The sequence below is a fragment of the Neorhizobium galegae genome (genome assembly GCF_017877055.1).
In the GTDB taxonomy this organism is placed as follows: domain Bacteria; phylum Pseudomonadota; class Alphaproteobacteria; order Rhizobiales; family Rhizobiaceae; genus Neorhizobium; species Neorhizobium galegae_D.
The window spans coordinates 302,761-328,620 of record NZ_JAGIPG010000001.1 but is presented as its reverse complement, the minus strand read 5'-3'; the positions used below and the strand labels follow the sequence as shown (position 1 = coordinate 328,620).

The following is a 25,860-nucleotide window of genomic DNA, read 5'->3' as shown; positions in this document are numbered from 1 at the left end:
CGATTGCCTGGGAGAGATGAGGAACCTATCGTTACCCCATCTCATACCGGACCCGGCTTTCATGACCTCTTCTCCCGACGACCCCGATATCGGCTTTGACGTTCCGGCGGCCATCGGCGACACCTTCGAAGATATCCAGACGCCGGCGCTGATCATCGATCTCGACGCCTTCGAGCGGAATGTCGAACGGATGAAAGCTTATGCCGAGGCGATGGGCGTGCGGCTGCGCCCGCATGCCAAGACCCACAAGTCGGCCGATGTCGCGCTGTACCAGATGGCGAACGGTGGCGCGGTCGGCATCTGCTGCCAGAAAGTCTCCGAGGCGGAAGCGCTGGTGCGCGGCGGCGTCACCGACGTGCTGATCGCCAACGAGGTCGCAGATCCAAGAAAGATCGACCGGCTGGCAAGGCTCGCAAAGAGCGCCCATGTCACCGTCTGCGTCGATGATCCGACTATCGTCTCGACGCTTTCCGAAGCGGCCGGCCGGCATGGCGTGACGCTCGACGTGCTGGTGGAGATCGATTGCGGCGCCCGCCGCTGCGGCGTACTGCCCGGCGTGCCGGCGGTCGAACTGGCAAAGACGGTCGCCACGGCCCCGAACCTCGCCTTCGCCGGCATCCAGGCCTATCACGGCGGTGCCCAGCATATCTACGATCCGGCCGAGCGCCGGGCCGCCATCGACAAGGCGGTCGGCATGGCCCGCGAAACAACGGACCTGTTGCGCGATGCCGGGCTTGAACCGAAGATCATCACAGGGGCCGGAACCGGCACCCACAATCTCGAAGGCGCCTCGGGCCTCTACAACGAAATCCAGCCGGGCTCCTACATTTTCATGGATGCCGATTACGCCCGCGTCCGCGCGACGGAAGGCAATGGCACGGTCGGCGGTTTCGAGCATGCGCTCCTCGTGCTGACCTCGATCATGAGCAAGCCGGCCTCCGGTCGCGCCATCTGCGACGCGGGCCTCAAGGCGCATTCGATCGACAGCGGCCTGCCGACCGTTTTCGAACGCCCCGATCTCAAATTCGTCAGCGCCTCGGATGAACACGGCAAGATCGAGGACCCGCGGGACACGCTGAAACTCAACGACCGGCTGCGCCTCGTGCCGGGCCATTGCGACCCGACCTGCAATCTCTACGACTGGTATGTCTGCGTCCGCAACGGCCGTGTCGAGGCGCTCTGGCCGGTCACCGCCCGCGGCAAGCTGTACTAGAAACGGTGGATGCGCAGGCCCAGCACCTTTTCCGAGATGACCACCACCGCCATCGTCAGCACGATCGAGCAGGTCGAGACGGCAGCCGCTTCAGGCGTGAAATTGGTGCGCAGGTAGTCGAACAGCTGGATCGGCAGCGTCGACATGCCGACCCCCTTCAGCATGAAGGAGATCGTGAAGATGTCGAAGGAGATGATGAAGGCGAACAGGCAGCCGCCGATCACCCCCGGCTTTATCAGCGGCAGCATGATCCGCCGGAACCGGGTGAACCGCCCTGCCCCGAGGCTCTGCGCCGCCAGGCTCCAGGCCGGATCGTAGCTCTCCATCGATGCCGAGACGTTGATGAACACGAAGGGCAGCGTGATCAGAACGTGGCCGACGATCATGCCGACGAGATTCTGGGTGCCGAGGCCGACCGAATAGACGAAGAACAGCAGCGAGATCGCGGTCAGCACTTCCGGCAAGAGCAGCGGCGCCAGCATGGCGACCCGCACGGTTTCCTTGAGCTTGCCGGCATGGGTCACATAGAACATCGCCGCCATCGTACCGATGATCCCGGAGATCACCATGGTCAGCGCCGCGATCCACAGCGAGGTGCGGATCGCCCGCATGAACACCTCGTTGTTGAAGAACACGACATACCAGCGGAAGGACAGCCCCTGCGGCGGGAAAGTGAGGAAGGCGCCTGCATTGAACGAAGCGATCACGACGACCGCGATCGGCGCCAGCAGGAAGGCGTAGATGATCAGGCAATAGACGGTGAAGAATGGTTTAGACATCGGCTCAGGCTTTCCATTTCATGACGGTCAGCCGTCCGAAGATAACGACGACGATCGCCCCGGTCACCGACAGCATCAGCGCCAGCGCCGAACCGAACGGCCACTGGAACGTATCGATCAGCGCATCCACCACCGTCACCGCCATGGTTTTCACGCGCAGGCCGCCGATCAGTGACGGCGTTACATAGGCGCTGAGCGACAGCACGAACACGAGGATGCAGCCGGCCTGGATGCCCGGCAGCGACAGCGGCAGGGTGATGCGCCGGAAGGACGTCACCTTCGACGCCCCGAGCGACCGGGCGGCGGACTCGAGGGACGGGTCTATGCCCTGGATGGCGCTCATGATCGGCAGGATCATGAAGGGCAGGAAGACATGCACCAGTGCGATGATGATGCCGAGCGCGTTATACATCAGCGGCAGCGGCCCATCGATCAGGCCCCACCCGGTCAGCGTGCGGTTGATGATGCCGTTATTGCCGAGCAGGATCGTCCAGCCATAGCTGCGGATGACGATGCCGACGAGCAGCGGCGACAACACCAACGCATAACCGAAGGCGCGAAAGGCCGAGGCCCCGCGCGCCAGCTGCCAGGCGACCGGGTAACCGAGGACCAGGCAGATGAAGGTCGTCAGGAAACCGATCCACAGCGTGTTGATCACCTGTTGGACATAAAAGAAGTCCGAGAAGAATTTTCCGTAATTGCCGAAGGTGAAGCCCGGCCCATAGGGCGTGCCCTGCCCCGGCATGCGGAAGCTCATGACGACGATATTGAGATAGGGCAGCACCAGGAAGACGCCGAGCAGGATCGCGGCAGGCGCGATCAGGAGCAGCGGTCCAATGCGTTTCTTGGCGGACGCATTCATGCCGCACTTCCAAGCGGCCAGAACCGATCGGCCGGCGCATGCACGAGCACCTCGTCGCCATCGGCAAACCGCGTGCGCGGAAAGGTCTGGACGTTGACGACGGTCCCGCCTGCCAGTTCCAGCCGGTAATCGACGAGACTGCCCGAATAATAACTGGACAGAACCTTGGCCGACGCGCCTGTGGCGCCTGAGTTAACCGGCAGAAGCTCGACCGCTTCCGGACGCAAGGCCAGCATCAGCTCGGCACCGTCGGCAAAATCTCCGCTGACCGGCACGTCCCCGAAGGCCGTGGAAACGACCCGGTTGCCGACCTTGCCGCGGATGATGTTCACCTGTCCGACGAATTCGGCCACTTCCAGATTGGCGGGCCGTTCGTAGATGTCCGAGGGCGTGCCGATCTGGGCGATACGGCCGCCGAACATCACCACGACCCGGTCGGACATGGTCATTGCCTCGGCCTGGTCGTGGGTGACGTAGACTGTGGTAATGCCGACCCGGCGCTGCAGGTCGCGGATGAAGACGCGCATCTCCTCGCGCAGCTTGGCGTCGAGATTGGCGAGCGGCTCGTCGAGCAGCAGGATCTTCGGCTCGATGACAAGCGCCCTGGCAAGCGCCACGCGCTGCTGCTGGCCGCCCGAAAGCTGGCGCGGATAACGCTCCGAATAACCGGTGAGCTGCACCATATCCAGCACCTTGGCGATGCGGGTGCGGATCTCGTCCTTGGGCGTCTTGCGCATTTCCAGCCCGAAGGCGAGGTTCTTTTCGACCGTCATATGCGGGAAGAGCGCATAGTTCTGGAAGACCATGCCGATATCGCGCTTTTCGACCGGCATATGCACGACATCACGGCCGTCGAAGCGGATCGCCCCTTCGGTCGCATCCTCGAAACCGGCGATCATCTTCAGCGTCGTCGTCTTGCCGCAACCGGACGGCCCGAGCAGCGAGATGAACTCGCCCTCCGCTATTTTGATCGAAATGCTGTTGACCGCAGGCCCCTGCCCATAGTCCTTGGTCAGCTTTTCGATGCTAACCTCTGTCATGAAATTCCACTTTCCATTTGAAGAGCCGGACCCCGAAAAAGCCGATCATGGCCTGCCCTCATGGCAGGCCATGATCGCAGTTGGGGAAATCACTTGACGGTCTTCGCCCAGCGTTCGGCGAGCTCGCCCTGCTTCTCGTTGACGAAGCCCCAGTCCCAGGTGAGGATCTTGTCCATGTCGGCACCGGAAACCGGCACGTCGACCTTGAGCTCGGCCGGCACGACCACCTTGGAATTGGTCGGCGAGATGAAGAATTCCTTCATCATCATTCCCTGCACTTCCGGCGAGAGCAGGAAGTTGGCGTATTGATAGGCCAGTTCCTTCTCCGGGGCATTGGCGAGGATGTTGATCGTCTGGTCGAACATGAACATCCCTTCCTCCGGGATGATACAGTCGACCGGCAGGCCCTGGCGGCGCAGGCGAGCGATTTCGCCGAAGTCGAAAGGTGCGACGACGATTTCGCCGGAAGCCAGGCCGGTCGACATGTTGAAGTCCACCTGGATCACCGAGCCAAGCTTCTGAAGTGCTGCAAAACCGGCATCGACGTCATACTGGTCCTTGCCGAAGATCTTCGAGAACAGCAGCAGCTCCATCTTGCCGGCACTGTTGGCGAAGTTGTAGAGGCCGATCTTGCCCTTGAACTCCGGATTGTTCCAAAGGTCCTTCCAGGACTTCGGCTTGGTCTTCACCAGGTCGGTGCGGTAACCGATGCCGATCGGCGAAACGGCGCCGATCGCGCCCCAACCGTCGGTCTTCTTGGCAAGCGGATAAAGGTCGGCGTAGTTCGGCAGCTTGGTGAGGTCGAGCTTTTCGAAAAAGCCTTCCTTGCGCAGGCCAGAGGCGAAGACCTCGTTGGTCATCACGATCGAATAGGGTGGCTTGGCGGTGCCCGCCGCCCGCAGGTTGGCGCCCCAGACGCGGCCGTTGCCGACGTCGAGCGTCACCGCCGCACCCGTCTGCTTGGTGAAGGCGGGAGCGACGGTCGAGCGCCAGTACTGTTCCCACACGCCGCCGAGCGTCGGCACGACCAGCGTCTTTGCTTGAGCCCGCGCCGGAAGGCCGAAAAGGCCCGCCGCAGCGAGTGCACTCATCCCGGCAAGCGTCTGTCGCCTTGTCAAATCCATCATGTCCAGTTCCCCTTGTTGCGATCTTGATGCTGCGATCTTTGATCTATAGGTGCAGGCGGTGTTCCGCTTCTGCGCACGAGTTCGGTTATTGGTCAGCCTTTCGAAAAAGCCTGTTTCGTCTTCAGGTCGATATATTCGCCATAGCTGATCGGCTCATATTTGGCGCCACCCTTTACGAAGGGGGGCAAGCACTCAATTACCGTATCCTTGGACGGATTGAGGAAGAACGGGATCGACTGGCGGCGTGCCGTACCCTTGAAACCGGTCGGCGGATTGGCGACGCGGTGCGGCGTCGAGACCCATTCGTCATTCGTCCAGCGCATGAACGCGTCGGCGATGTTGATTACGTAGGCGCCCTCGATCGACGGGGCGTCCAGCCAGTCGCCGTTGCGGTTCCGCACCTGCAACCCGCCGGCCGAAGCCTCCGAGCGCAGGATGGTCATGAAGCCGTAATCGGTATGCACGCCGGCGCGCATCTGGCCCGGCAGCGGCGATTCGTCCTGTTCGGGATAGTTGATGACCCGCAGCGCCGAGAGATGGTTTTCGAAGGAGGGCTCGAAATAATCCTGATCCAGCCCAATCGCCTGGCAGAAGATGCGGCGCATATGCTTGGCGAGAATTTCCATTTCCTTGAAATAATCTCGGAATGCCTGTTCCAGACCGTCCGGCCAGTCCGGCCAGGTGTCGCCGGGAAGGTTCTGGCCGAAGTTCAGGCTTTCCTTGTAGTCGCCGGGCGTCTTGAGCCCAAGCGTCGCGGCAAGCGCCTCCTCGGCAATCGGCGAAAAGGAAACGCCACCGAGAATGCCAGTACCGCGCCCTTGCGTCTTCTTCCAGTCCTGCGGGTAATCGAAGAAGGCGCGGGCGAGATTGTAGAGCCTCGATGTCGCCTGGGGCGAAACGCCGTGACCGGTAACGAGGAAGAAGCCAGTATCGCGACAGGCCGTTTCAATCGTCTTCACAACCGCGGCAGCACCTGCCTCGTTGCGGATGAAGGGGCCGACATCGATCACCGGAATGCCGGGTACGGCACCATGGGATGACGCGGGATTGGCACTAGAAACGGGCACGGCCTTCCTCCAATTCACATCTGACAAACAGATGTTGACAAAAACATCTGTTGTTGTCCATATCAAAATTAACGAAGTTGCAACGCGGTTCCCGACCCAAGGACGATCGACTGAACATGGATGACCTTGCGCCACAGGAAGCGGCCGTCCTGGCAATCATCAAGGACAACCCGTTCGCGGGCCAGCAGGAGATTGCCAGCATGCTCGGGCTGGCGCGCTCGACGGTCGCCGCCCACATCGTGCAGTTGATGCAGAAGGGCTATATCCTCGGCCGCGGTTATGTGATGCCGGCCGAAACCCGCGCCGTCTGCATCGGCGGCGCCGTGCTGGACCGCAAGTACCGCGCCAAGCAGGATCTGGTCTTCGAAACCTCGAACCCGGTCGATGGCGTCCGCAGCCTCGGCGGCGTTGCCCGCAACGTGGCGGAAAATCTCGCTCTTCTCGGCACCACGACCAGTTTCGTATCGATCGTCGGCGACGACGAAGGCGGGCGGGCGGTACTGAAGCACATGCGCGACCGCGGCATCGATGTCAGCCAGATCATCACCACTACCGAACGCCCGACGGCGGAATATGCCGCCATACTCGATACCAAGGGCGACCTTGTGCTGGGCATTGCCGACATGAGCATTTTCGACCTGCTGCTGCCGAGCCATATCGAGCGCATCTGGCCGCATCTCGCCGCCGCAAGCTGGGTATTTTCCGACTGCAACCTGCCGGCCGAAACGCTTTCCGCTCTGATCGCCAAACGCCAGGGCGCCCGCTTCCGGCTGGCGATTGACGCGGTCTCGACGCCCAAGGCCGCGCGCCTGCCAAGGGATCTCACCGGCATCGACCTCCTGTTCATGAACATCGACGAGGCGAACGCGGTCCTCGGACGCAAGGCGCATGAAACGATCGACGACGCTAAAGAGGCGGCACTTGCCCTGCAGGCCGCCGGTGCGCGCGAGGCGGTCGTCACCATGGGTCCACGCGGCATTGCGGTGGCCGGCACCGAAGGCGCCAGAACCTTCCCGGCCGTACATGCCCGGCCGGTCGATATCACCGGTGCCGGTGACGCGATGATCGCCGGCACGCTGCACCGCATCCTGCACGGCGAAGATACCTATCACGCGGCCCGCACCGGCGCGCTGCTCGGCACGCTGACGACGGAAAGCACCGCGAGCGTCCATACGGAATTGTCCGAACGCTTCCTGGAAGCCAATATGCACCGACTGGCTGGCTAATTTCCGGCCGCTCGAAACGATCTAAGGAATACCGAAATGGCCCTCATCAAACCGAAGCTGAGCCGCGAAGTGGCCGAAACCATTGCCGCCGGCGGCCCGGTCGTGGCGCTGGAATCGACCATCATCACCCATGGCATGCCGTACCCGGCCAATCTCGAAACCGCACTGGGCGTCGAGGCGGTGATCCGCGAGAACGGCGCGATCCCGGCCACCATCGCTGTCGTCAACGGCGAGCTGCGCGTCGGCCTCGAACACAGCGAACTGGAGGAACTGGCCCAGGCGAAGGGCGTCGTAAAAGCCTCCGGCCGCGACCTCGCCGTCGCCATGGTGCGCGGCCAGTCGGCCGGTACCACGGTTTCCGCCACCATGCTGATGGCCGATCTCGCCGGAATCGATATCTTTGCGACCGGCGGCGTCGGCGGCGTGCATCGCGGCGCCGAACAGACATTCGACATCTCCGCCGATCTGACCGAACTCGGCCGCACGAAAACCGCCGTCGTCTGTGCCGGCGTGAAATCCATCCTCGATATCGCCAAGACGCTGGAATATCTCGAAACCCAGCGCGTGCCGGTGATCGCTTATGGCACCGACGATTTCCCGGCCTTTTTTACCCGTAAAAGCGGCTTCAAGGCCGACCACCGGCTCGACACGCCGGAGGAGATCGCCAGGGCCATGTACCTGCACCACCAGCTCGGCACCGGCACCGGCCTTATGATCGCCAACCCGATCCCGGAAGCCGCCGCGCTGACGCCGGAATTCATCGACGGCACGATCAATGACGCGGTGCGCGAGGCGGACGAGCGCGGCATCGGCCGCAAGGAACTGACGCCTTTCCTGCTCGCCCGCATCAACGAACTGTCGAAGGGCGAGAGCCTCAAGGCCAATATCGAACTGGTGAAAAACAATGCGCGGCTGGCCGCGAAGATGGCCGTCGCCTACGCGGCGCTGAAGAAGGCCGGCAAATAGTTCAAGAACAAGGGGAACTGCCATGAGCTACGAGACGATCCTTTACGAGAAGGATTTGACTGACAAGTTCGCGACGATCACCATCAATCGCCCCGACAAGATGAATGCGATGAACAAGACGGTGATCCGCGAGATTGACGCAGCTGTCGCAGCTGCCGTCGCAGACCCGGACGTCAACGCCCTCGTCATCACCGGCGCGGGCCGCGCCTTCTCCTCCGGCTACGACCTGCAAGGCGACGATTTCGACGTCGATATCGACTTCTGGCGCGTGGACATGACGGAAAATGCCGAGGCACTGCTCAATATCTGGCGCGCCCCGATCCCGGTCATCGCCTCGGTCAACGGTTACGCTCTTGCCGGCGCGCTCGAACTGATGATGTGCTGCGATCTGGCGATCGCCGCCGACAACGCCAAGTTCGGCGAACCGGAAGTACGCCACAATTCCGGCCCCCCGGCGCTGATGATGCCCTGGCTGCTCGCCACCCGCGACGTGCGCTGGCTGATGTTCACCGGCGACATGGTGGATGCCGAGGAGGCGCTCCGCATGCACCTGATCAACAAGATCGTGCCTGCCGACCAGCTCAAGGAAAAGACCGAGAACCTCGCCCGCAAGCTTGCCCGCATGCCGGTTCCGGCGCTGAAATACACCAAGGCCTCGATCAACAACCAGCAAATGGTTGCGGGTCTCATGCCGTCTTTCCAGTACAATATCGAGGCGATCGCCGCCCTCCACGTGACCAGGCAGGGCCGCGAATGGATGGCGAACCTCGCAAAAATGTCGCTGAAGGAATATCTCGCCTTCCGTGACGATCCCTTCAAGGGCCTCGACTGAGGCCCCGGCCATGACGGCCAACACGCCTGAGGCGATGCAGGCCCTCATGGCGCCGCGCTCCATTGCAGTCGTCGGCGCCACCGAGCGCGCCGACGCCTCCTCCAGCTACGTGATGAAGAACCTGATGCGCTTCGGCTATCAGGGGCAGATCATTCCGGTGCATCCGAAGGCCGGGACGATCTTCGGACTTCCCGCCTCGCCCTCCCTCTCGGCACTGACCGATGTACCCGATGTCGCGGTGATCGGCATTGCCGCCGACAAGGTGATCGCGGCCCTTGAAGAGGCCGGAAGCACCGGCGTCAAGGCGGCGGTCGTGCTGGCCTCCGGTTTCGCCGAACTGGACGAAGCCGGCCGCGGGCGGCAGCGGCAACTGGTGGAAATCGCCGAGCGCTACGGCATGGCGATCTGCGGCCCGAACTGCCTCGGCCTCTTCAATCTCGGCTCGGGTGCCGCACTCTATTCCTCCAGCCTCTCGACCAATCTCGAAAAAGGCCGCTTCGCGATTCTCTCCCATTCCGGCGCCAGCGCCATCGCGCTCGGCAATACCGGAAGATTCGGGCTCAGCCATATCGTCTCCGCCGGCAACAGCGCCGCGACCGACATTCCGAACTACCTCGATTTCCTCGCCACGGATGACGATACCAGCGCCGTCGGCATCGTCATCGAGGCCATCCGCGAACCGGAAAAACTGGCCGCCGCGATGGAGAAAATGCATTCGGCCAACAAGCCGGTGATCGCCCTCCGCGCCGGCCGCTCCGAGCGTGGCGCCCAGGCGACCGCCGCCCATACCGGTTCACTCGCCGGCAGCAACGACGCCTACCGTGCCTTCTTCCGCCGGGTCGGCATTATCGAAGTGCCCGACATGGACGGCTTCATGGAAACGGCGACGCTCTGCCTGAACCTGAAGCAACGGCCTGTAAAACCGGGCGTCGCAATCGTCGGCGTCTCCGGCGGAGGGGTGGCGCATGTTTCCGATATCGCCGACGACGTCGGCCTTTCGCTGCCCGACCTGCAGCCTGAAACGGTTGCCCGGGTAAAGGCGCTGCTGCCGCCCTTCGCCACTCCCCAGAACCCGCTCGATACGACCGGCGTGGTCTTCGCCGACGGCGGGATCTATCGCGACGTCCTGCACGCGCTCGCGGACGATCCGTCGATCGGCCTCATCGTTGCAACGCAGGACGCACCCGCTGGCCTAGACGATTTCTGCGCCTCCGAATATCTCGGTATCGCCGAAGCGGTTTCCGAATATGCCGCAACGGGCAAGGTGCCGGTCGTGTTCATGAGCAACCTCTCCTCCGGCCATCACCCGGATCTCGAGGCAAAGCTTTCGAACGTGCCGGTACTGCGCGGCACGAAAAGCGCGCTGACGGCCGTTCGCACCCTGATCACCCGGAGCCACGCCGTCTCCTGGCCCGGCAAAGTGGCGGCGACAAAGAAGAACCTCCCCGCAGGGGCTCTGACCGAGCGCGAAGCCAAACAACTGCTCGCTGCGGACGGACTGCCGGTTCCCAGGGAACAGCTCGTCACCAGCGCCGACGCGGCTGCCGAAGCTGCAAAGCAGCTCGGCTTTCCTGTGGTGATGAAGATCGAGTCGCCCGATATCCTGCACAAGACCGAAGCGGGCGGCGTAAAGCTCGGCATCGCGTCGGAAGCGCAAGCCCGCGCCGCATTCGATGCGATCATGGCAAACGCCCGCGCCTATGCTCCCGACGCCGCGCTGCGCGGCCTCTCGGTGCAGGAAATGGTCACGGGCGGCATCGAGGCACTGGTCGGCCTTGTCCGCCACGAACCCTTCGGTTTCGGCATCGTCGTCGGCATCGGCGGCGTGCTGGTGGAACTGGTAAAGGACAGCACCTTCGACCTCCTGCCCATCGACCTCGCCCGCGCCGAAGCGATGATCGGCGAGACAAGACTGGCATCGTTGCTGGAAGGTTATCGCGGTGCGCCGAAGGCGGATCGAAAGGCGCTCGCCGAACTCTTGGTCCAGGTATCGGATTTTGCCGCCCGATACGGCGGCGATATAGAGGCGATCGATCTGAACCCGGTGGCGGTCTTGCCCGATGGCGAGGGCGTGCGCATTCTCGATGCGCTAATCATTCCGCGGAAGATGCCATGACGGTGAGCTGGCGCTCGTTACTGGCACGACGCTCCACACACCCTCATTCCTGTGCTTGTCACAGGAAACCAGCCAGCCCAAGTCCTTGGGCTGAAAGGACTCTTCCGCGCCGCAGACGCGGCGCTGCCTCATCCCTGTGACAAGCACAGGGATGAGGGTTGAGAGTCAGACCAGCCGCAACTTCGGACTAGCCGCCGCCTCCGCCCGGCCGAACCATGACAGCCGCTCGGTCAGCAGCGCATAAAAACCGTCGGCATCGACATCGCGCATGAACATCGCGTTCTTCGGCCGGCCGGACACGCCCCACCAGTCGGCGACCGTCATGCCCTTGGTGAGTTCGGACTCCGTCTCGATCTCCACATTGCAGAGCCGGCCGGAATAAAGCTCCGGCTTCAGCAGATAGGCGATCACGTTCGGATCGTGCAGCGGCCCGCCGTCGCTGCCGTATTTCGCCACGTCGAAGCGCTCGAAATAATCGAGCCAGCCGACCACGGCGTCGGATAGCGGCGTGCCGATCGCCTGGATCGCGGCAACGCGGGCGCGGGTCGTCAGGGTCTTGTGGGTGACGTCAAGCGGCATCATCACGATGGGCACGCCCGAGCCGAAGACGACGGCAGCGGCCGGCGGGTCGACATAGATGTTGAACTCGGCGGCCGGCGTGATGTTGCCGCCCTCGAAAAGCCCGCCGCCCATCAGCACCACGCGCCGGATGCGGCCGGCAATTTCCGGCACCCTGGTGAGCGCCTTGCCGAGATTGGTCAGCGGTCCGAGCGTGCAGACGGTCACGCTGCCGGCCGGCTCGCTCTCAATGGTCTCGATGATGAAATCGATGCCATGTTTGTCCTGAAGCGGCATGGTCGGTTCGGGCAGGTCTGCACCGTCGAGCCCGGTCGCGCCATGCACGTGTTCGGCCGTGACCAGCGGCCCGCTCATCGGCCGGTCGCAACCAGCAAACACCCTGATGTCGGGACGACCCGCGAGCTCGCAGATTTTACGGATGTTCCTGGTCGTCAGCGACAACGGCACGTTGCCCGCCGCCGCGACGATTCCCAGCACCTCGATTTCCGGGCTTGCGAGCGCCAACAGGATGGCCAGCGCGTCGTCCTGGCCGGGATCGGTGTCGATGATGATCTTTTCTGCCATGCGGAAAACTCTCAGGAACGAAAACGGTTAAGCGACATGGGTGAGCGGCTCCCTCGCCCGCCATTTCGCAAGGAGATCGGTTTTGCGCTTTTCATAGCGCTGGACGGCGGCCAGTTTGACGTGGCCGAAACCGCGAACCATGTCCGGCAGTCCGGCAAGCTCGACGGCGACCGAGTGGCCGTGGGCATCGAGCCCCGCGGAAAGCTCGGTCACCAGAGCGAAATAGTCCTCGACCAACTGCCGCTCCATCCGCCGCTCGGCGGTACGGCCGAACGGATCGAAGGATGTGCCGCGCAGGAATTTCAGCTTTTCGAGCACACCGAATACAGGTCTGATCCAGCCTCCGAAAGCCATCTTTGCCGGATGACCGGTGCGCTGATCGACCTTGGCGATCAGCGGCGGCGCGAGGTGATGCTTGATCTTGAAATCGCCTTCGAACTGCTCGGCAAGCTTCTTTTCAAAACTCCGGTCGCGATGCAGCCGGGCGACTTCGTATTCGTCCTTGTAGGCCATCAGCTTGAAGGCGTTCTTCGCCACCGCCTCGGCAAAACCGCTCATGCCGCGCAGCTGCGCCTCGGCCGATTTCGCGACATCCACGAGACCGGCATAACGCGCCGCATAGGCGGCATTCTGGTAGTCCGTGAGGAAGGCCGTTCGACGGGCGACGATCTCTTCCAGCGTCTCGGCCTTCGGCTCGATCTTGGCCAGACCAGCCGCATGGGCGACGGCTTCCGGATCGACGGCGGCACGGCGGCCCCACCCAAAGGCGGCGCGGTTCATGGTAATGCCCGTGCCGTTGAGTTCGATCGCCTTGTCGATCGCGGCGAGGCTGATCGGCACCAGCCCACGCTGCCAGGCATGGCCGAGCAGGAACATGTTGGAGGCGATCGCATCGCCAAGCAGCGCCGTCGCCATATCGGTTGCCGCAACGGTTTCGACCGCATCGTCGCCGGCGGCACGGCGCAGCGATTTCAGCGTCGCCTCCTGCCGGAAATCGATGGTCGTGTCCTTCACGAAGGAGGCGGTCGGCGCGAAATGGTCGTCGATGATGGCCCGCGTCTTGTTCTTCGCAAACGAGGCGAGCGAGTTCTTCTGGGCGGCCACGACGATATCGAAGCCAAGCACGAGATCGCTCTCGCCGGGACCGACGCGCACCGCATTGATCTGCATCGGATCCTTCGCCAGCCGGATATGTGAGACGACCGAACCGTTCTTCTGGGCAAGTCCGGTCTGGTCGAGCGTGACCAGAGCCAGCCCATCGAGAAGCGCCGCCTGCGCGAGTATAGCGCTGACGGTGATGACGCCCGTGCCGCCGATGCCGGCGAGCAGCATGCTGTAGGGCATCTCGAAGGTCGCGGTGAACACCGGCAGCGGCAGGTCGCCCGTCTTCACCGACTTCGACTTTGCCGCCGGCTTGCGGATGCTGCCGCCCTCGACGGTGACGAAGCTCGGACAGAAGCCCTTGATGCAGGACAGATCGGTATTGCAGCTCGACTGGTTGATGCGCCGCTTGCGGCCAAATTCGGTTTCCTGCGGCTCGATCGAAATGCAGTTGGAGACGGCGGAACAGTCGCCGCAGCCTTCGCAGACCAGTTCGTTGATGAAGGCACGTTTGTCCGAGACCGGATAGGCGCCGCGCTTCCGCCGGCGGCGCTTTTCCGCGGCGCAGACCTGATCGTAGACCAGCACCGTCACGCCGGGAATATCGCGCAACTCACGCTGCACCGCGTCGAGCTCGTCGCGATGATGGATGGACACTTCGCGCGGCAGATTGCCCTGCCAGACCTCCGGCCGCTCGGCGACCACCACGACGCGCGCCGCACCTTCGGCCAGCATCTGCCCGACGATCCCCGGTACGGTGACATCGCCATCATGCTTCTGCCCGCCGGTCATGGCGACGGCATCGTTATAGAGGATCTTGTAGGTGGCGTTGACCTTGGCCGCGATCCCGGCGCGGATGGCGAGCAGGCCCGAATGGAAATACGTGCCGTCGCCCATGTTGACGAAGATATGCTTCTCGTCGGTGAAGGGCGACAGGCCGATCCAGGCACCACCCTCGCCGCCCATCTGGGTGAAGGTCGAGGTGTTGCGGTCCTCGTTGCCGATGATCATCATATGGCAGCCGATACCGGTCGAGGCGCGGCTCCCCTCCGGCAGGCGGGTCGATATGCTGTGCGGACAGCCGGAGCAGAAATAGGCCTCGCGCTTCAGCGCCGTCGCCTCGACGCCCATGGCGATCGACATTTCCTCGATGAAACGCGCCTTGGCCTGCAGCGCCTCATCGAGATTGTCGAGCCGGGAGAGGATCGCTTTCGCGACCGACAGCGTGCCGATCTCGCCGATCGCCTGCAGCAGCGTCGCACCACTCTCGCCGGCCTTGCCGAACACGCGGGGGCGACGGTCGGCGGAGAGATTGAAGAGCTGGGCCTTGATCTGGTCTTCGAGGATCGAGCGCTTTTCCTCGACCACGAGCAGTTCGTCCACGCTCGATGCGAAATCCGCAATGCCCTGCGGCTCCAGCGGCCAGACCAGACCGACCTTGTAGAGCGCGATCCCGAGTTCAGCGGCCCGGACCTCGTCGATGCCGAGCAGCGCCATGGCGCCGAGAAGATCGAGCCAGGATTTGCCGGTCGAAACGATCCCGAGCCGGGCGCGACCCGTACCACCCCAGATGGGGCGGTCGATCCGGTTGGCGCGGGCAAAGGCCTGCACGGCGAGCATCTTGCGCTCGAGCCTGAGCTCCATCGCATGCGGCCCGTCCGGCCAGCGCAACGACAGGCCGTCCGGCGCGAAAGTCTCGTCGGGGATAATGATCTGCGGCTTGTCCGGATCGAGATCGACCGTCGCCGAACATTCGACGATCTCGGTCTGGCACTTGAAGCCGATCCAGGCGCCGGAATAACGGCTCATCGCAAAACCGAGCAGGCCGTATTCGATATATTCGCCGACGCCCGCGGGTGACAAAAGCGGCACCATGGCCGAGATCAGGTTGTGCTCGCTCTGGTGCGGCAGAGTGGAGGAAACGGCACCGTGATCGTCGCCGACCAGCAGCAGAACGCCGCCGTTCGGGTTGGTGCCGATCGCGTTGGCATGGCGGATCACGTCCATGCTGCGGTCGACGCCCGGCCCCTTGCCGTACCACATGCCGAACACGCCGTCGTAACGCACGCCATCGAACATGCCGGTCTGCTGCGTGCCCCAGACGGCGGTGGCTGCCATGTCCTCGTTGAGGCCCGGATGGAATTTCACATGCGCCGCATCGAGAAATTTCTTCGCACGTCCCATCTCGCGGTCGAAACCGGCGAGCGGCGAACCACGATAACCGGACACATAACCGGCGGTATTCAACCCCCGCGCCAGATCTCGGCTCCGCTGGATCATCGGCAGCCGCACCAGCGCCTGCGTGCCCGACACCAGAATGCGCCCCTTTTCCAGAGTGTAGCGGTCGTCGAGGCTGACCTTGCTGTTCAAGAGGTTCGTGTCCTGCGCGGCATGGATAGACATCTAGGCTCGCTCCGCCTGCAGCACCGGGGCCGGCGCCTCGAAGACCCGGCCGCGATTGAGAATGTAGTTCGGATCGAACGCGGCTTTCAGCCGGCGCATCATGGCGATCTCGGCTTCGCTTCGGGCGTATTTGAGGTATTTCACCTTGTCCGTGCCGATACCGTGTTCGGCGGAAACACCGCCGCCTACCGCCTTTATGCCCGAGAAGATCGCTTCGGCGACCTTTTTCTCCTGGCTGCTGAACATGCAGTAATGCAGATTGCCATCGCCCAGATGGCCGAAAATATAGGTCCGCGCCTCCGGATCGATCTCCTCGACGGCGTGCGCCGCCTTGTCGAGAAATTCCTGCATGCGGGACAGAGGCACGGAAATATCGAACCCGATCGTCACCCCGTTGCCGAACAGATAGTCGTTGATGCCGTCGCGAATGCCCCAGAGCCCGTTGAACTCGCGCATCGAATTGGAGAGCACAACATCGGTCGCGAGACCGTCTTCCAAGGCGGCTGCCAGGGCCGCTTCGAAACGCTCGTTGTCCTGATCCGGCGCCTGCCCCTGGATCTCGACCATGGCATACATGCCGGCCCCTTTTTCGACCGGCGGACGGATGCCCATATAATCGACCGTGCCTTCATAGATATTCGGAAAGATCGCCTCGAAGGCGGAGAGCAGACCGGACAGCTCGACCCGGAGCTTCGCCAGCAGTTCCTGCGCTGCTTTGAGCGACGGCAGCGCCACGAAGGCGTTGCGCTCGACCAGCGGTTTCGGATGCAGCTTCAGGCAGGCGCGGGTGATGACGCCGATCGTGCCTTCGGTGCCGATGAACAGCGGATTGAGGTCATAGCCGGAATTGTCCTTCGCCAGACCCTTGAGCGAGGAGAGGATCGTGCCATCCGGCAGCACCGCTTCCAGCCCCATGACCTGCGCCCGGTACATGCCATAGCGCAGAACCCGGATACCACCGGCATTGGTGGCAATATTGCCGCCAACCGTCGCGGTGCCGCGGGCGCCAATATCGACGCCGAAAAACAGGCCCGCATCGCTCGCCGCCTGCTGGACGACCTGCAGCGGCGTGCCCGCCTTGACGATCATCGTCTGGGCCGCCGCGTCGATCGACTCGATGCCATTCATCCGTTCGAGCGAGATGGAGACCTCGCCTTCGACCGGCCGGGAGGAACCGGAAAGCCCGGTGCGGCCGCCTTGCACGACGATCGGCTGGCGGAGTTCATTCGCAACAGAGAGAATGGCGGAAACGTCTTCGGTGTTGCGCGGACGCAGGACGGCGGCTGGTCGACTGCCACGAGCAGTCGCATCGGCGGCATAACCATCGGAAACCGCATCGCCGGCTAGGATCGCGGCGGCATCCAGCCGGTTTTCGAGGCTGGAGAGAAGACGGTTCACGCGGTCGGAGGACAAGGTGCTCTCCTCCGCAATGCCGCCTTCACTGCCCTGCGCTCCGGCTCCACCGAATGCGGTTGCGCCCATTCTCTCGTTCCCTCTTTTCTTGGGGCGAAGTTATTCCCATTCCCCTATTTGTCAAACCTATATTTAAAAAGCAGTAGCCTTTTCACCGCCGCCATGGCATCACTATAGACAGGAGACTGAGCCCCGGGAATGCGCGGGCCAGGAATACGCGGGAAGGATGACATGATCCTCAAATACGACGAGGTTGTCCGCACGGGCATCGCCAGGCAAGTGTCCGACAACATCCGTTCCGCGATCATGGACGGCCGGCTGAAGATCGACGAACGCCTGCCGACCGAGGAAGAGCTCGCCAAGAGTTTCGGCATTTCCCGCCCGACCGTGCGCGAGGCGCTGAAGCGTCTCGCCGCCCAGAACCTCATTCATTCCAAGCGCGGCCCGACCGGCGGCAATTTCGTCAAGCGGCCGGATCCGGAGGGCCTTTCGAAGGCAATTACCGGGGCTGCCACACTGCTCGTCGGCATCGGCGCCTTCGATATCGAAGAAATCATCACCGCAAGGCTGGAAACGGAAGCCGTATGCTGCCGGCTGGCCGCTGCAAACCGCAGCGAAGCCGACCTCGCAGCGATGCAGGCGGAAATCGCCCTGCAACTGGACGAGGCGGTCAGCGACGAGGATTTCTGCGCATCCGACGTGCGCTTTCACCGGGCGCTGGTGGAATCGACCGGCAACGGCCCCCTGAAACTGATGATGTACACCGTCATCGAAGCCTTCATTCCGATCACCAACATGATCGTCTTCCGGGTCCGCGAACGCCACCACGTCGCCTCGCTGCACCAGGAAATCGTCGATGCGGTGCGCGACCGTGCAGATGCCAGAGCTGCCGATGCGCTGGCCCGGCTGCTCGCCTATGTGCGCGAAAGCTATTCCGCCGTGCTCGACGCGCGCGCCAGGCGCGATGCGCCTTCGCAGGCCTCCGCCTAAATTCAATCACGCCAGAATATCGGGCACACCAGAACATCGGGAGAGAAACATGACCGAGACCTTCACCGCCATGGTCATCGACGCCATCGACGGCAAGCCGAAAGGTGCCTTCAGAGAAATCTCGATCGCCGACCTTCCCGACAATGACGTGCTGGTCGAGATCGCCTTTTCGACGCTGAACTACAAGGACGGCTTGGCGATCACCGGCAAGGGCCGCATCGCCCGGCGCCTGCCGATGATCGGCGGCATCGACCTTTCCGGCACCGTGGTCGAATCCCGTTCCCCGGAATGGAAGGCCGGCGACAAGGTCGTTCTGAACGGCTGGGGCCTTTCCGAAACCGAATGGGGTGCCTTTGGCCGCTACCAGCGCGTCAAGCCGGAATGGCTGATCCGCCTGCCCGATGCCTTCTCGATGGAACAGGCGATGGCGATCGGCACCGCCGGTTATACCGCGGCACTCTGCGTCGACGCGCTGGAGAAATGGGGTTCGATCAAGCCGGGTGAAGGCGAAGTGCTGGTGACCGGTGCGGCCGGCGGCGTCGGCTCGGTGGCAATCGCGCTCCTGGCGGCCCGCGGCTACAATGTCACCGCCTCCACGGGACGGCCGGAAACCCACGACTATCTCGCCTCGCTCGGCGCCACCAATTTCATCGACCGCGCCGTGCTTGCCGAAAAGGGCGGCCCGCTGCAGAAGGAACGCTGGACCGGCGGCGTCGACAGCGTCGGCTCGACGACTCTCGTCAATGCGCTCTCCCAGACCATGCGCGGCTGCGCCATCGCCGCCTGTGGCCTCGCCGGTGGCGCCGACCTTCCGGGAACCGTGCTGCCGCATATCCTGCGCGCCGTGACTCTGATCGGGGTCGACAGCGTCATCGCCACCCGGGAACAGCGACTGTCGGCCTGGGCGCGGCTGGCCCGCGATCTCGATCCCGCCAAGCTTTCGGACATCACGACGACAGAGCCGATGTCGAACCTGCCGCAGTTGGCAGAGGACATCATCGCCGGCAAGATCCGGGGCCGGGTGGTGATCGATGTGACGAAGTAGGCCGTAGTTTCTACTTGGCAGCCCACGCCATCAAGCGCGGATCAAAGCCCCTTCCTCACCGCCGTCGTCCCCGGGCTTGACCGAGGATCCAGGCCAAGCCCACCAAGGTTGGCTGCATTGAGGCGCGTCACCAAGCGGATGGATCCTCGGACCAAGCCCGAGGATGACGACGGGGCGGCGGGCCGGAGGCGGTATGTGACAACACAAGCCTCTGCCCCAAATTACGTATCAATCTTCATCTCACCCAGCTTCGTCAGCAGCGCTGCCCCAGTCTTGATTCCGGCGATGAACAGATCCAGCTTCAAATTTTCGTTCGGCGCGTGGTTCGCCTCATCCGCATTGGCGTAAGGCACCACGAACGCCGGCTTCTTCAGGATCTTCGTGAACACATAATCCGGCAACGAGCCCCCAACTGTCGGGTAGAGCAGCGGTTCGACGCCGCGGGCGGTGAAGATCGCGTCCTGGATGACCGGTGCGAACGGGCTGTCCATCGGCGTCTTCGACGGCAGCATGGCGTTGAGCGGTACAAACTCCACGTCCGGCGCATGAGCCGCGACATGCGCCCGCACCTTCTCGAACACGTAATCCGGCGTCAGGCTTTCCACGAGGCGGATATCGCATTTGGCAAACGCCTCGCAGGGCAGAACCGTCTTCTGGCCCGGGCCGCCGTAACCGCCATGCAGGCCGTTGATCGTCAGCGTCGGATGGAACATCAGCCGGTCGAAATAACCGCGGTCGAGCGGCGCGTCGAGTTCCTTGATGCCGAGATCGGCCTTGATCGCGTCGAGATCGAGCGGCAGCTTGCTGACTGCCTCACGCTCCATATTGGTCGGCGGGACGATGACGTCATGCAGGCCATCGATGGTGATCTCGCCCTTGTCGTTCTTCATCGTCGCCAGCAGATGCACCAGCTTCCAGATCGCGTTCGGCATGACGCCGCCGAAATTGCCGGAATGGGCATCACGATTGGCGGTCTTGGCACGCAGTTCGAAGGACGCGACGCCGCGCACGCCAAAGGTGATGATCGGCGCATCCGATTCATGCAGCGGGCCATCGGAGGTAACGACCAGATCGGCGGCATTCAGCTTGTCCGCATGCTCGGCGACGAACTCGGCGATATGCGGGCTGCCGATCTCCTCCTCGCCTTCCAGCAGGAAGATGACGTTGCAGGGCAGTTCGCCAGTCACCTTCAGATGCGATTCCAGCGCCATCAGCTGGGCGAAATGCTGGCCCTTGTTGTCGCCGATGCCGCGCGCATAGATGCGGCCGTTGCGGATGGTCGGCTCGAACGGCGGGCTGTCCCAGAGTTCGTAAGGCTCCGGCGGCTGCACGTCGTAATGGCCGTAGAGAAGCACGGTCGGCTTGCCCGGCTGCTTTTCCATTCGGCCGAGAACCATCGGATGGTTCTTGGTCGGTATGGTGGTCGCCTCCATGCCCATGCCGTTCAGCATGTCGACGAGGATGGCCGCCACTTCCGCGATGCCCTTGTTCTGCGCGCTGATCGAGGGATGCCGGACATAATCCATCACCCGTTCGATGAAGCTTTCGCGGTTTTCCTCGATATGCGCGAAGACGCGGTCGAGATCGGTCTGGGCTTCCGTCATGTCATGCATCCTGCTTGCGGGTGAGAAGAACGGCGCCGGAACCGTGAACCGTGCCGCTCCAGCCGGGCGCAACCAGTGTCGTCGTGTCGAGCTGGGTGAGGATCATCGGCCCCTGGAACGTTGCGCCGGCACCGAGCGTCGAACGGTCGACGACCGGAACGCTCGCCACGCCGCTTTCGAAATGCACCGGCACATGGTCGAACGGGGTGACATCGAAGCCCTTCTCCAGAACAGCCGGCGGCGGTTCGACCGTCATGCCGGCGGCTTCGACGCGCAGGGTCACCAGTTCGATCGCGGCTTCCAGCGCAAAACCGTAGAGCGCCTTGTGCTCGGCGGCGAAGGCGGCTTCCACAGCCTCGCGGGTTTCGCCCCAGGTCACGGCAAGCTCGCCGCCCTGGCCGTGATAGCGCAACAGCGCAACGGTCGCGATGCGTCGGTCCTTTTCGGCCACGCCCTCCATGTCGAACCAGGCGGATGCCTGGGCCTTGAGTTCGCCGACGATGCCGTTGGCGGTGGCCACATCAATGGCGCCGGCCTTCGGCAGCGTCCGGCTGAACTCGGCCTTGAGGTCGGCGGCCAGCAGGCCGTCGGCGCAGAGAATGCCCGGAGCCGGCGCGATCATGATGCGGGAAATGCCAAGCAGTTCGGCAAGCGCGCAGCCATGCAGCGGACCGGCACCACCGAAGGGCACCAGCGTGAAATCGCGCGGATCATGGCCACGCTCGACCGAGACGACGCGCACGGCGCCGACCATGTGGTTGTCGACGATCGCGAGGATACCGCGCGCGGCCGTTGCCGTCGAAAGGCCGAGCGGCGTCGCCACCTTGCCGTCGACCGCCTTGCGGGCGGCATCGGCGTCGAGCGCCATGCGGCCCCCGAGGAGGCGGGCCGGCAGATGTCCGAGCACGACATGCGCGTCGGTCACCGTCGGGTTCTCGCCACCATGGCCATAGGCTGCGGGGCCTGGACGGGCACCGGCGCTCTGCGGGCCGACGGTCAGCGTGTCGTCCGCCACCTTGGCGATCGAACCGCCACCGGCGCCGATCGTCACCATGTCGACCATCGGCAGCGGCAGCGGCCATTCGCCGACCTTGCCGTGCTGGGTGAGGCCGATCTTGCCGTCCTTGATCAGGCAGATATCGGCGCTGGTGCCGCCGATATCGACGGTGATGATGTCCTTGATACCGCAGGCAGCCGCGACGGAGCGCGCCCCGACCACCCCGGCCGCAGGGCCTGACAGTGCCGTCAGCGCCGGAGCCTGGCGAATGGTCGCCGCTCCGGCGACACCGCCGTTCGACTGCATCAACAGCAGTGGAGCGGCAACCTTCTCGTCCTCAAGCCGCTTTTCGAGCCGGCCCACATAGGTGGTGACGCCCGGCATGACGGTGGCATTGAGCACGGTCGTCAGCGTGCGTTCGAACTCGCGCACGACAGGCAGAACGTCGGTCGAGGTGGTAACAGCGAGATGCGGCAGTTCCTCGCGCAGTATTTCGGCTGCGCGCTTCTCATGCACCGGATTGGCAAACGCGTGCAGCAGGCAGACGGCGACCGCCTCCACATCCATGCCGCGGATCGCCTTTGCTGCAGCCCGCACGCTATCTTCATCCAAGGCATCGAGTACCCCACCGCCGGCGGCGATGCGCTCGTCGATCTCGACGATGCGCGAGGCGGGCACAGGCCGCGCCGGCTTCACCCAGGTATAGAGGTTCGCCTTGCGGGGAATGTCCTGGCGGCCGATGTTCAGCACATGGCGGAAACCCTTGGTGGTGACCAGCGCCGTGCGGGCGCCCTTGTCTTCCAGGATCATGTTGGTCGCGACAGTCGTGCCATGCAGGACCTGACCCAGCGAGGAAGCCTCGCGGCCGGCGTCGGTGAGCGCCAGGCGAATGCCGTTGAGGAAGGCTTCCGAAGGATCGGAGGGCACGCTCGGCGTCTTTGCCCGCCAGACCTTGCCGGTGGCACGGTCGAGAAGCGCGACGTCGGTGAAGGTGCCGCCGATATCGACTGCGACGGAAAGGGACGTATCGATAAAGGTCTCAGGCGAGGACATCGACATACTCCTGACGATGGAATGCACGGGTAGCGGGTCGGTTGGCGCGAAGTGCGGCCGTAGCCGCCTGGTCAACCTTGGTGCCCTTCACGACGACGCCATAGAGGCGCTCTGCGGATTCGGCGCTGACGAAACCGCCGAGCACGTCTTCGAGGATCGCATCGAGATCGCGGTCGAACGGATGGCCGTAGCCCCCGCCCCCGCCGGTCTCCATGCGCAGCACGTCACCCTTGACGAGCCTGTTGCCGTCCGAAAGCGGCGGCACGATGCGCTGGTCGGGCCGGCCCGGATTGATGGTGACGCGGCCGGTGCCGCCGCCCATGCCGCCATTGATGCCCCAGGGTGGGTTCTTGACGCTGTCGATGCGCACGGCGAGCATCATGTCTTCCGCGAGGATTTCGTATTCGCGGATGATGCCGCAGCCGCCGCGGAATTTGCCGGCCCCGCCGGAATCCTTGACGATGCCATAGGTGCGCAGCCGCACCGGATAACCGACTTCGAGGAACTCGACAGGATAGTTCTCCTGCGCCACGAAATAGACCGCGTCGATACCGTCCGAATCCGGCCGCGCGCCGTAACCGACGCCGATGCCGTCGGCGAGCAGGAAGCGCTTCAGGTCGCCTGCGTCATCCTTGTAGTTGCCGCGCATGATGGTGATGACATAGGCCGAGTTGGAGGCCGGCGCCTTGCCGCCCGCCGTGTTGACGAGGCCGTTCAGAGCCGACAGCACGCGCATCATGGTCAGGCCGCGCATGCCGAGTGCCGCGGGGAAGTTCGGCTGCAGGAAGGAGCCCTGGCGCAGGTTCACGGCATCCAGCGCCTGCGGACCGCCGGCATTGCAGACCTGGCCCGGATCGCCGCCGAGATAGAAGAGACCGAGCGCCATGCCCGGTACGCCGCGGTTCATCAGGAAATTGATCGGACCGGGTGCCTGATCGTCGGACTCGGTCGCATCGAAGGTGAACTTGTCCTCGCCATTCGCGAGCTTTTCACGGGTCAGCGAGAGACGCATCTTGAACGGGCCGTTACCATGGCCGTCGCTGTCGATCGCGTCGGTGAATTTGTGCGTGCCGTAGTCGAAGGTCTCGGCGAGCCTGGAGCGCACCAGCTTGCGGGTGCGGGTCAGCAGCTGCGCCAGCGCATCTTCAACAACGTCGGAGCCGAAGCGGTCGAGGATTTCGCCGATGCGCTTCACGCCCACATCGACGCTCGCCATCAGCGCGCGCATGTCGCCGATGCTCTGTTCGGGAAAGCGCGAATTGCGGTGGAAGATGTCAAGCGTCGCGTCGTTGGTGACGCCCTGGTCCATCAGCTTGGTGACCGGAATGATGATGCCTTCCTGGTAGATGTCGGTCGCATCCGGGCTGATCGAGCCCGGCCGCATGCCGCCGATATCGGCGAAATGCGCCCAGCTCATCACGAAGGCGCAACGCTTGCCGTCTTTGAACACCGGCGCGAGCAGGACCTGGTCGTTGGAATGCGAAACCGCGCCGCGCGAGCCGTAGCAGTCATTGTACCAGTAGAGATCGCCGGGTTTCATCGTGTCGGCCGGGAACTTGTCGAAGACCGGGCCGGTCATGTCGCCGAAGACCGGCACCATGGAACCGACCGCCATGACGCCTTCGCCATCGAACAATGCGGTATAAAAGTCTTTCTTCTCGCGGATGAAGGCGGAGATGGCGGTGCGCTCGAGAAGCGCTTCCATTTCCGACTGGGCGGCGGCGATCGCGCCGCGGATGATTTCGAGCGAAACGGGATCGCAGACGGATCCTTCCGGTTTTACCGCCCTCGTGGGCGTGCTTTCGCTTTCCTTGGGATTGTACATCTCGGAATCCTCGTTGGATGCTGTGGAATGGATCGATCGGGTGCTCATTGGGCACCTCCGATCAGAACGACGACATTGCCGAGACTTCCCCGCTCGACGCGCTCATGGGCCTTGGCGATTTCGTGGAGCGGGAATGTCGCGCCGATGGCGACCTTGAGCCTGCCGGCATCGGCAAGCTCGGCGATCATCTTTTCGCCCGCCAGCCGCTGATCCTCCGGGATCAGGAAACCCTGGATGAAGCGCAGGTTGGCGCCCTTGGCCGCGAAGGCGTAGTAGGGAAGCACAGGCGTCGGATTGCTGCTCGACGAGTAGGAGGCGACGGTACCGTTGCGTTTCAGCACGGCCGCGTCGAGTTCCAGGTTCGCCCCGAAATCGACCTCGACGACGCGGTCGACACCTTCTCCGTTGGTCAGTTGGAGGATACGGGCCGATACGTCTTCCGTCTTGCGGTCGATTGTTGCGAAGGCACCGGCTTCCTTCACATGCGCCGCAGCCTCCGCCGTGCTGACAGTGCCGATCACCCGCGCACCGCCGGCAACCGCCATCTGCACCGAGAAATGGCCAACTGCGCCGGCCGCGCCGTTCACGAATATCGTCTGACCGGTCACCGGGCCATCGGCGAAAACCGCGCGATAGGCGGTCATCGCCGGCACGCCGAGATTGGCGCCATCGGCAAAACTCAAGGCATCGGCAAGCTTCACCGCCTGATGCGATGCAATGGCGATGAATTCGGCGGCGGTGCCAAAAGCACGGCCCGTCTCTCCATAACCGCCCTGGGCATTCCACATCCAGACCCGCTCGCCGATGCGGCCTTTGTCGACACCCGCGCCGACCCCGACGATCTCGCCGGCACCATCCGTATGCGGGATGATCAGCGGATGATCCATGCCCATGCCGCGCCAGCCGCCGCGGCGTTTCACGTCGGCCGGATTGATGCCGGACGCATGCACGCGCACCAGCACCTCGCCGGGACCGGCGACCGGTGCAGCCATCTCAGCCACGGAGAGAACCTCCGCGGCGGGACCGGTGCGTGTGTAGGAGGCGGCAAGCATCGATAA

19 protein-coding genes are annotated in these 25,860 nt (G+C 63.6%); 7 read left to right on the top strand and 12 right to left on the bottom strand.

The window, feature by feature from the left end; all coding sequences use genetic code 11:
* The first annotated feature begins 61 nt into the window (after nt 1-61).
* Nucleotides 62-1,213: a DSD1 family PLP-dependent enzyme gene (locus tag J2857_RS01295; RefSeq protein ID WP_210008187.1), complete on the top strand. Its 1,152-nt coding sequence runs from the start codon at nt 62-64 to the stop codon at nt 1,211-1,213.
* Here the strand turns inward: J2857_RS01295 and J2857_RS01290 are convergent.
* The 5 genes from J2857_RS01290 to J2857_RS01270 form a co-directional block, all read right to left on the bottom strand.
* Nucleotides 1,210-1,992 carry an ABC transporter permease gene (locus J2857_RS01290; RefSeq protein WP_210008186.1) on the bottom strand — a complete coding sequence of 261 codons (783 nt, stop codon included), beginning with the start codon at nt 1,990-1,992 and terminating at the stop codon, nt 1,210-1,212. The genes J2857_RS01295 and J2857_RS01290 overlap by 4 nt on opposite strands.
* A gap of 4 nt (nt 1,993-1,996) precedes the next feature.
* Nucleotides 1,997-2,854, bottom strand: coding sequence for an ABC transporter permease (locus tag J2857_RS01285; RefSeq protein ID WP_210008185.1), 858 nt, complete (start codon nt 2,852-2,854; stop codon nt 1,997-1,999).
* The gene (locus J2857_RS01280; protein ID WP_210008184.1) at nt 2,851-3,894 is read right to left on the bottom strand and encodes an ABC transporter ATP-binding protein; all 1,044 of its coding nucleotides are present in this window, start codon (nt 3,892-3,894) and stop codon (nt 2,851-2,853) included. Before J2857_RS01280 ends, J2857_RS01285 begins: the two co-directional genes overlap by 4 nt.
* Before the next feature lie 89 nt (nt 3,895-3,983).
* Entirely contained in the window at nt 3,984-5,021 is a 1,038-nt protein-coding gene (locus J2857_RS01275; RefSeq protein WP_210008183.1) for an ABC transporter substrate-binding protein, read from the bottom strand.
* 92 nt (nt 5,022-5,113) lie between these two features.
* Nucleotides 5,114-6,088, bottom strand: a complete 975-nt coding sequence (locus J2857_RS01270) for an isopenicillin N synthase family dioxygenase (RefSeq protein ID WP_210008182.1) — start codon at nt 6,086-6,088, stop codon at nt 5,114-5,116.
* A gap of 116 nt (nt 6,089-6,204) precedes the next feature.
* Here J2857_RS01270 and J2857_RS01265 point away from each other — a divergent pair, with 116 nt between their 5' ends.
* Genes J2857_RS01265 through J2857_RS01250 form a run of 4 tightly spaced genes read left to right on the top strand, consistent with a single transcriptional unit; the run spans nt 6,205 to nt 11,228 of the window.
* Nucleotides 6,205-7,314, top strand: a complete 1,110-nt coding sequence (locus J2857_RS01265; RefSeq protein ID WP_245362975.1) for a carbohydrate kinase — start codon at nt 6,205-6,207, stop codon at nt 7,312-7,314.
* Nucleotides 7,315-7,350: 36 nt separating this feature from the next.
* Nucleotides 7,351-8,280, top strand: coding sequence for a pseudouridine-5'-phosphate glycosidase (locus J2857_RS01260; RefSeq protein WP_210008180.1), 930 nt, complete (start codon nt 7,351-7,353; stop codon nt 8,278-8,280).
* 22 nt (nt 8,281-8,302) lie between these two features.
* Entirely contained in the window at nt 8,303-9,112 is an 810-nt protein-coding gene (locus tag J2857_RS01255; RefSeq protein ID WP_210008179.1) for an enoyl-CoA hydratase/isomerase family protein, read from the top strand.
* A gap of 10 nt (nt 9,113-9,122) precedes the next feature.
* Nucleotides 9,123-11,228, top strand: a complete 2,106-nt coding sequence (locus J2857_RS01250) for an acetate--CoA ligase family protein (RefSeq protein ID WP_210008178.1) — start codon at nt 9,123-9,125, stop codon at nt 11,226-11,228.
* A 165-nt stretch (nt 11,229-11,393) separates the two neighbouring features.
* Here the strand turns inward: J2857_RS01250 and J2857_RS01245 are convergent, their stop codons facing one another.
* Genes J2857_RS01245 through J2857_RS01235 form a run of 3 tightly spaced genes read right to left on the bottom strand, consistent with a single transcriptional unit; the run spans nt 11,394 to nt 17,288 of the window.
* Entirely contained in the window at nt 11,394-12,371 is a 978-nt protein-coding gene (locus J2857_RS01245) for a nucleoside hydrolase (protein ID WP_210008177.1), read from the bottom strand.
* Between the two features lie 27 nt (nt 12,372-12,398).
* Nucleotides 12,399-15,875 (bottom strand): indolepyruvate ferredoxin oxidoreductase family protein, encoded by a 3,477-nt coding sequence (locus J2857_RS01240; RefSeq protein WP_210008176.1) that lies wholly within the window; start codon nt 15,873-15,875, stop codon nt 12,399-12,401.
* On the bottom strand, nt 15,876-17,288 hold the full coding sequence (locus J2857_RS01235; protein ID WP_210009981.1) for an FAD-binding oxidoreductase: 1,413 nt from the start codon (nt 17,286-17,288) through the stop codon (nt 15,876-15,878).
* A 231-nt stretch (nt 17,289-17,519) separates the two neighbouring features.
* Between J2857_RS01235 and J2857_RS01230 the strand changes: the two genes are divergently transcribed.
* Complete coding sequence (locus J2857_RS01230) at nt 17,520-18,278, top strand: FadR/GntR family transcriptional regulator (RefSeq protein ID WP_210008175.1); 759 nt, start codon at nt 17,520-17,522, stop codon at nt 18,276-18,278.
* 49 nt (nt 18,279-18,327) lie between these two features.
* Nucleotides 18,328-19,323, top strand: a complete 996-nt coding sequence (locus J2857_RS01225; RefSeq protein ID WP_210008174.1) for an MDR family oxidoreductase — start codon at nt 18,328-18,330, stop codon at nt 19,321-19,323.
* 221 nt (nt 19,324-19,544) lie between these two features.
* Here the strand turns inward: J2857_RS01225 and J2857_RS01220 are convergent, their stop codons facing one another.
* From J2857_RS01220 to J2857_RS01205, 4 genes are read right to left on the bottom strand one after another with little or no spacing between them, the layout of a single operon-like run.
* Nucleotides 19,545-20,927 carry a M20/M25/M40 family metallo-hydrolase gene (locus J2857_RS01220; RefSeq protein ID WP_210008173.1) on the bottom strand — a complete coding sequence of 461 codons (1,383 nt, stop codon included), beginning with the start codon at nt 20,925-20,927 and terminating at the stop codon, nt 19,545-19,547.
* A gap of 1 nt (nt 20,928) precedes the next feature.
* Nucleotides 20,929-22,977, bottom strand: coding sequence for a hydantoinase/oxoprolinase family protein (locus J2857_RS01215; protein ID WP_210008172.1), 2,049 nt, complete (start codon nt 22,975-22,977; stop codon nt 20,929-20,931).
* Entirely contained in the window at nt 22,964-24,850 is a 1,887-nt protein-coding gene (locus J2857_RS01210; protein ID WP_210008171.1) for a hydantoinase B/oxoprolinase family protein, read from the bottom strand. The genes J2857_RS01215 and J2857_RS01210 overlap by 14 nt, the downstream gene beginning before the upstream one ends.
* Nucleotides 24,847-25,854 carry an NADPH:quinone reductase gene (locus J2857_RS01205; protein ID WP_210008170.1) on the bottom strand — a complete coding sequence of 336 codons (1,008 nt, stop codon included), beginning with the start codon at nt 25,852-25,854 and terminating at the stop codon, nt 24,847-24,849. The genes J2857_RS01210 and J2857_RS01205 overlap by 4 nt, the downstream gene beginning before the upstream one ends.
* Between the last annotated feature and the right edge of the window lie 6 nt (nt 25,855-25,860).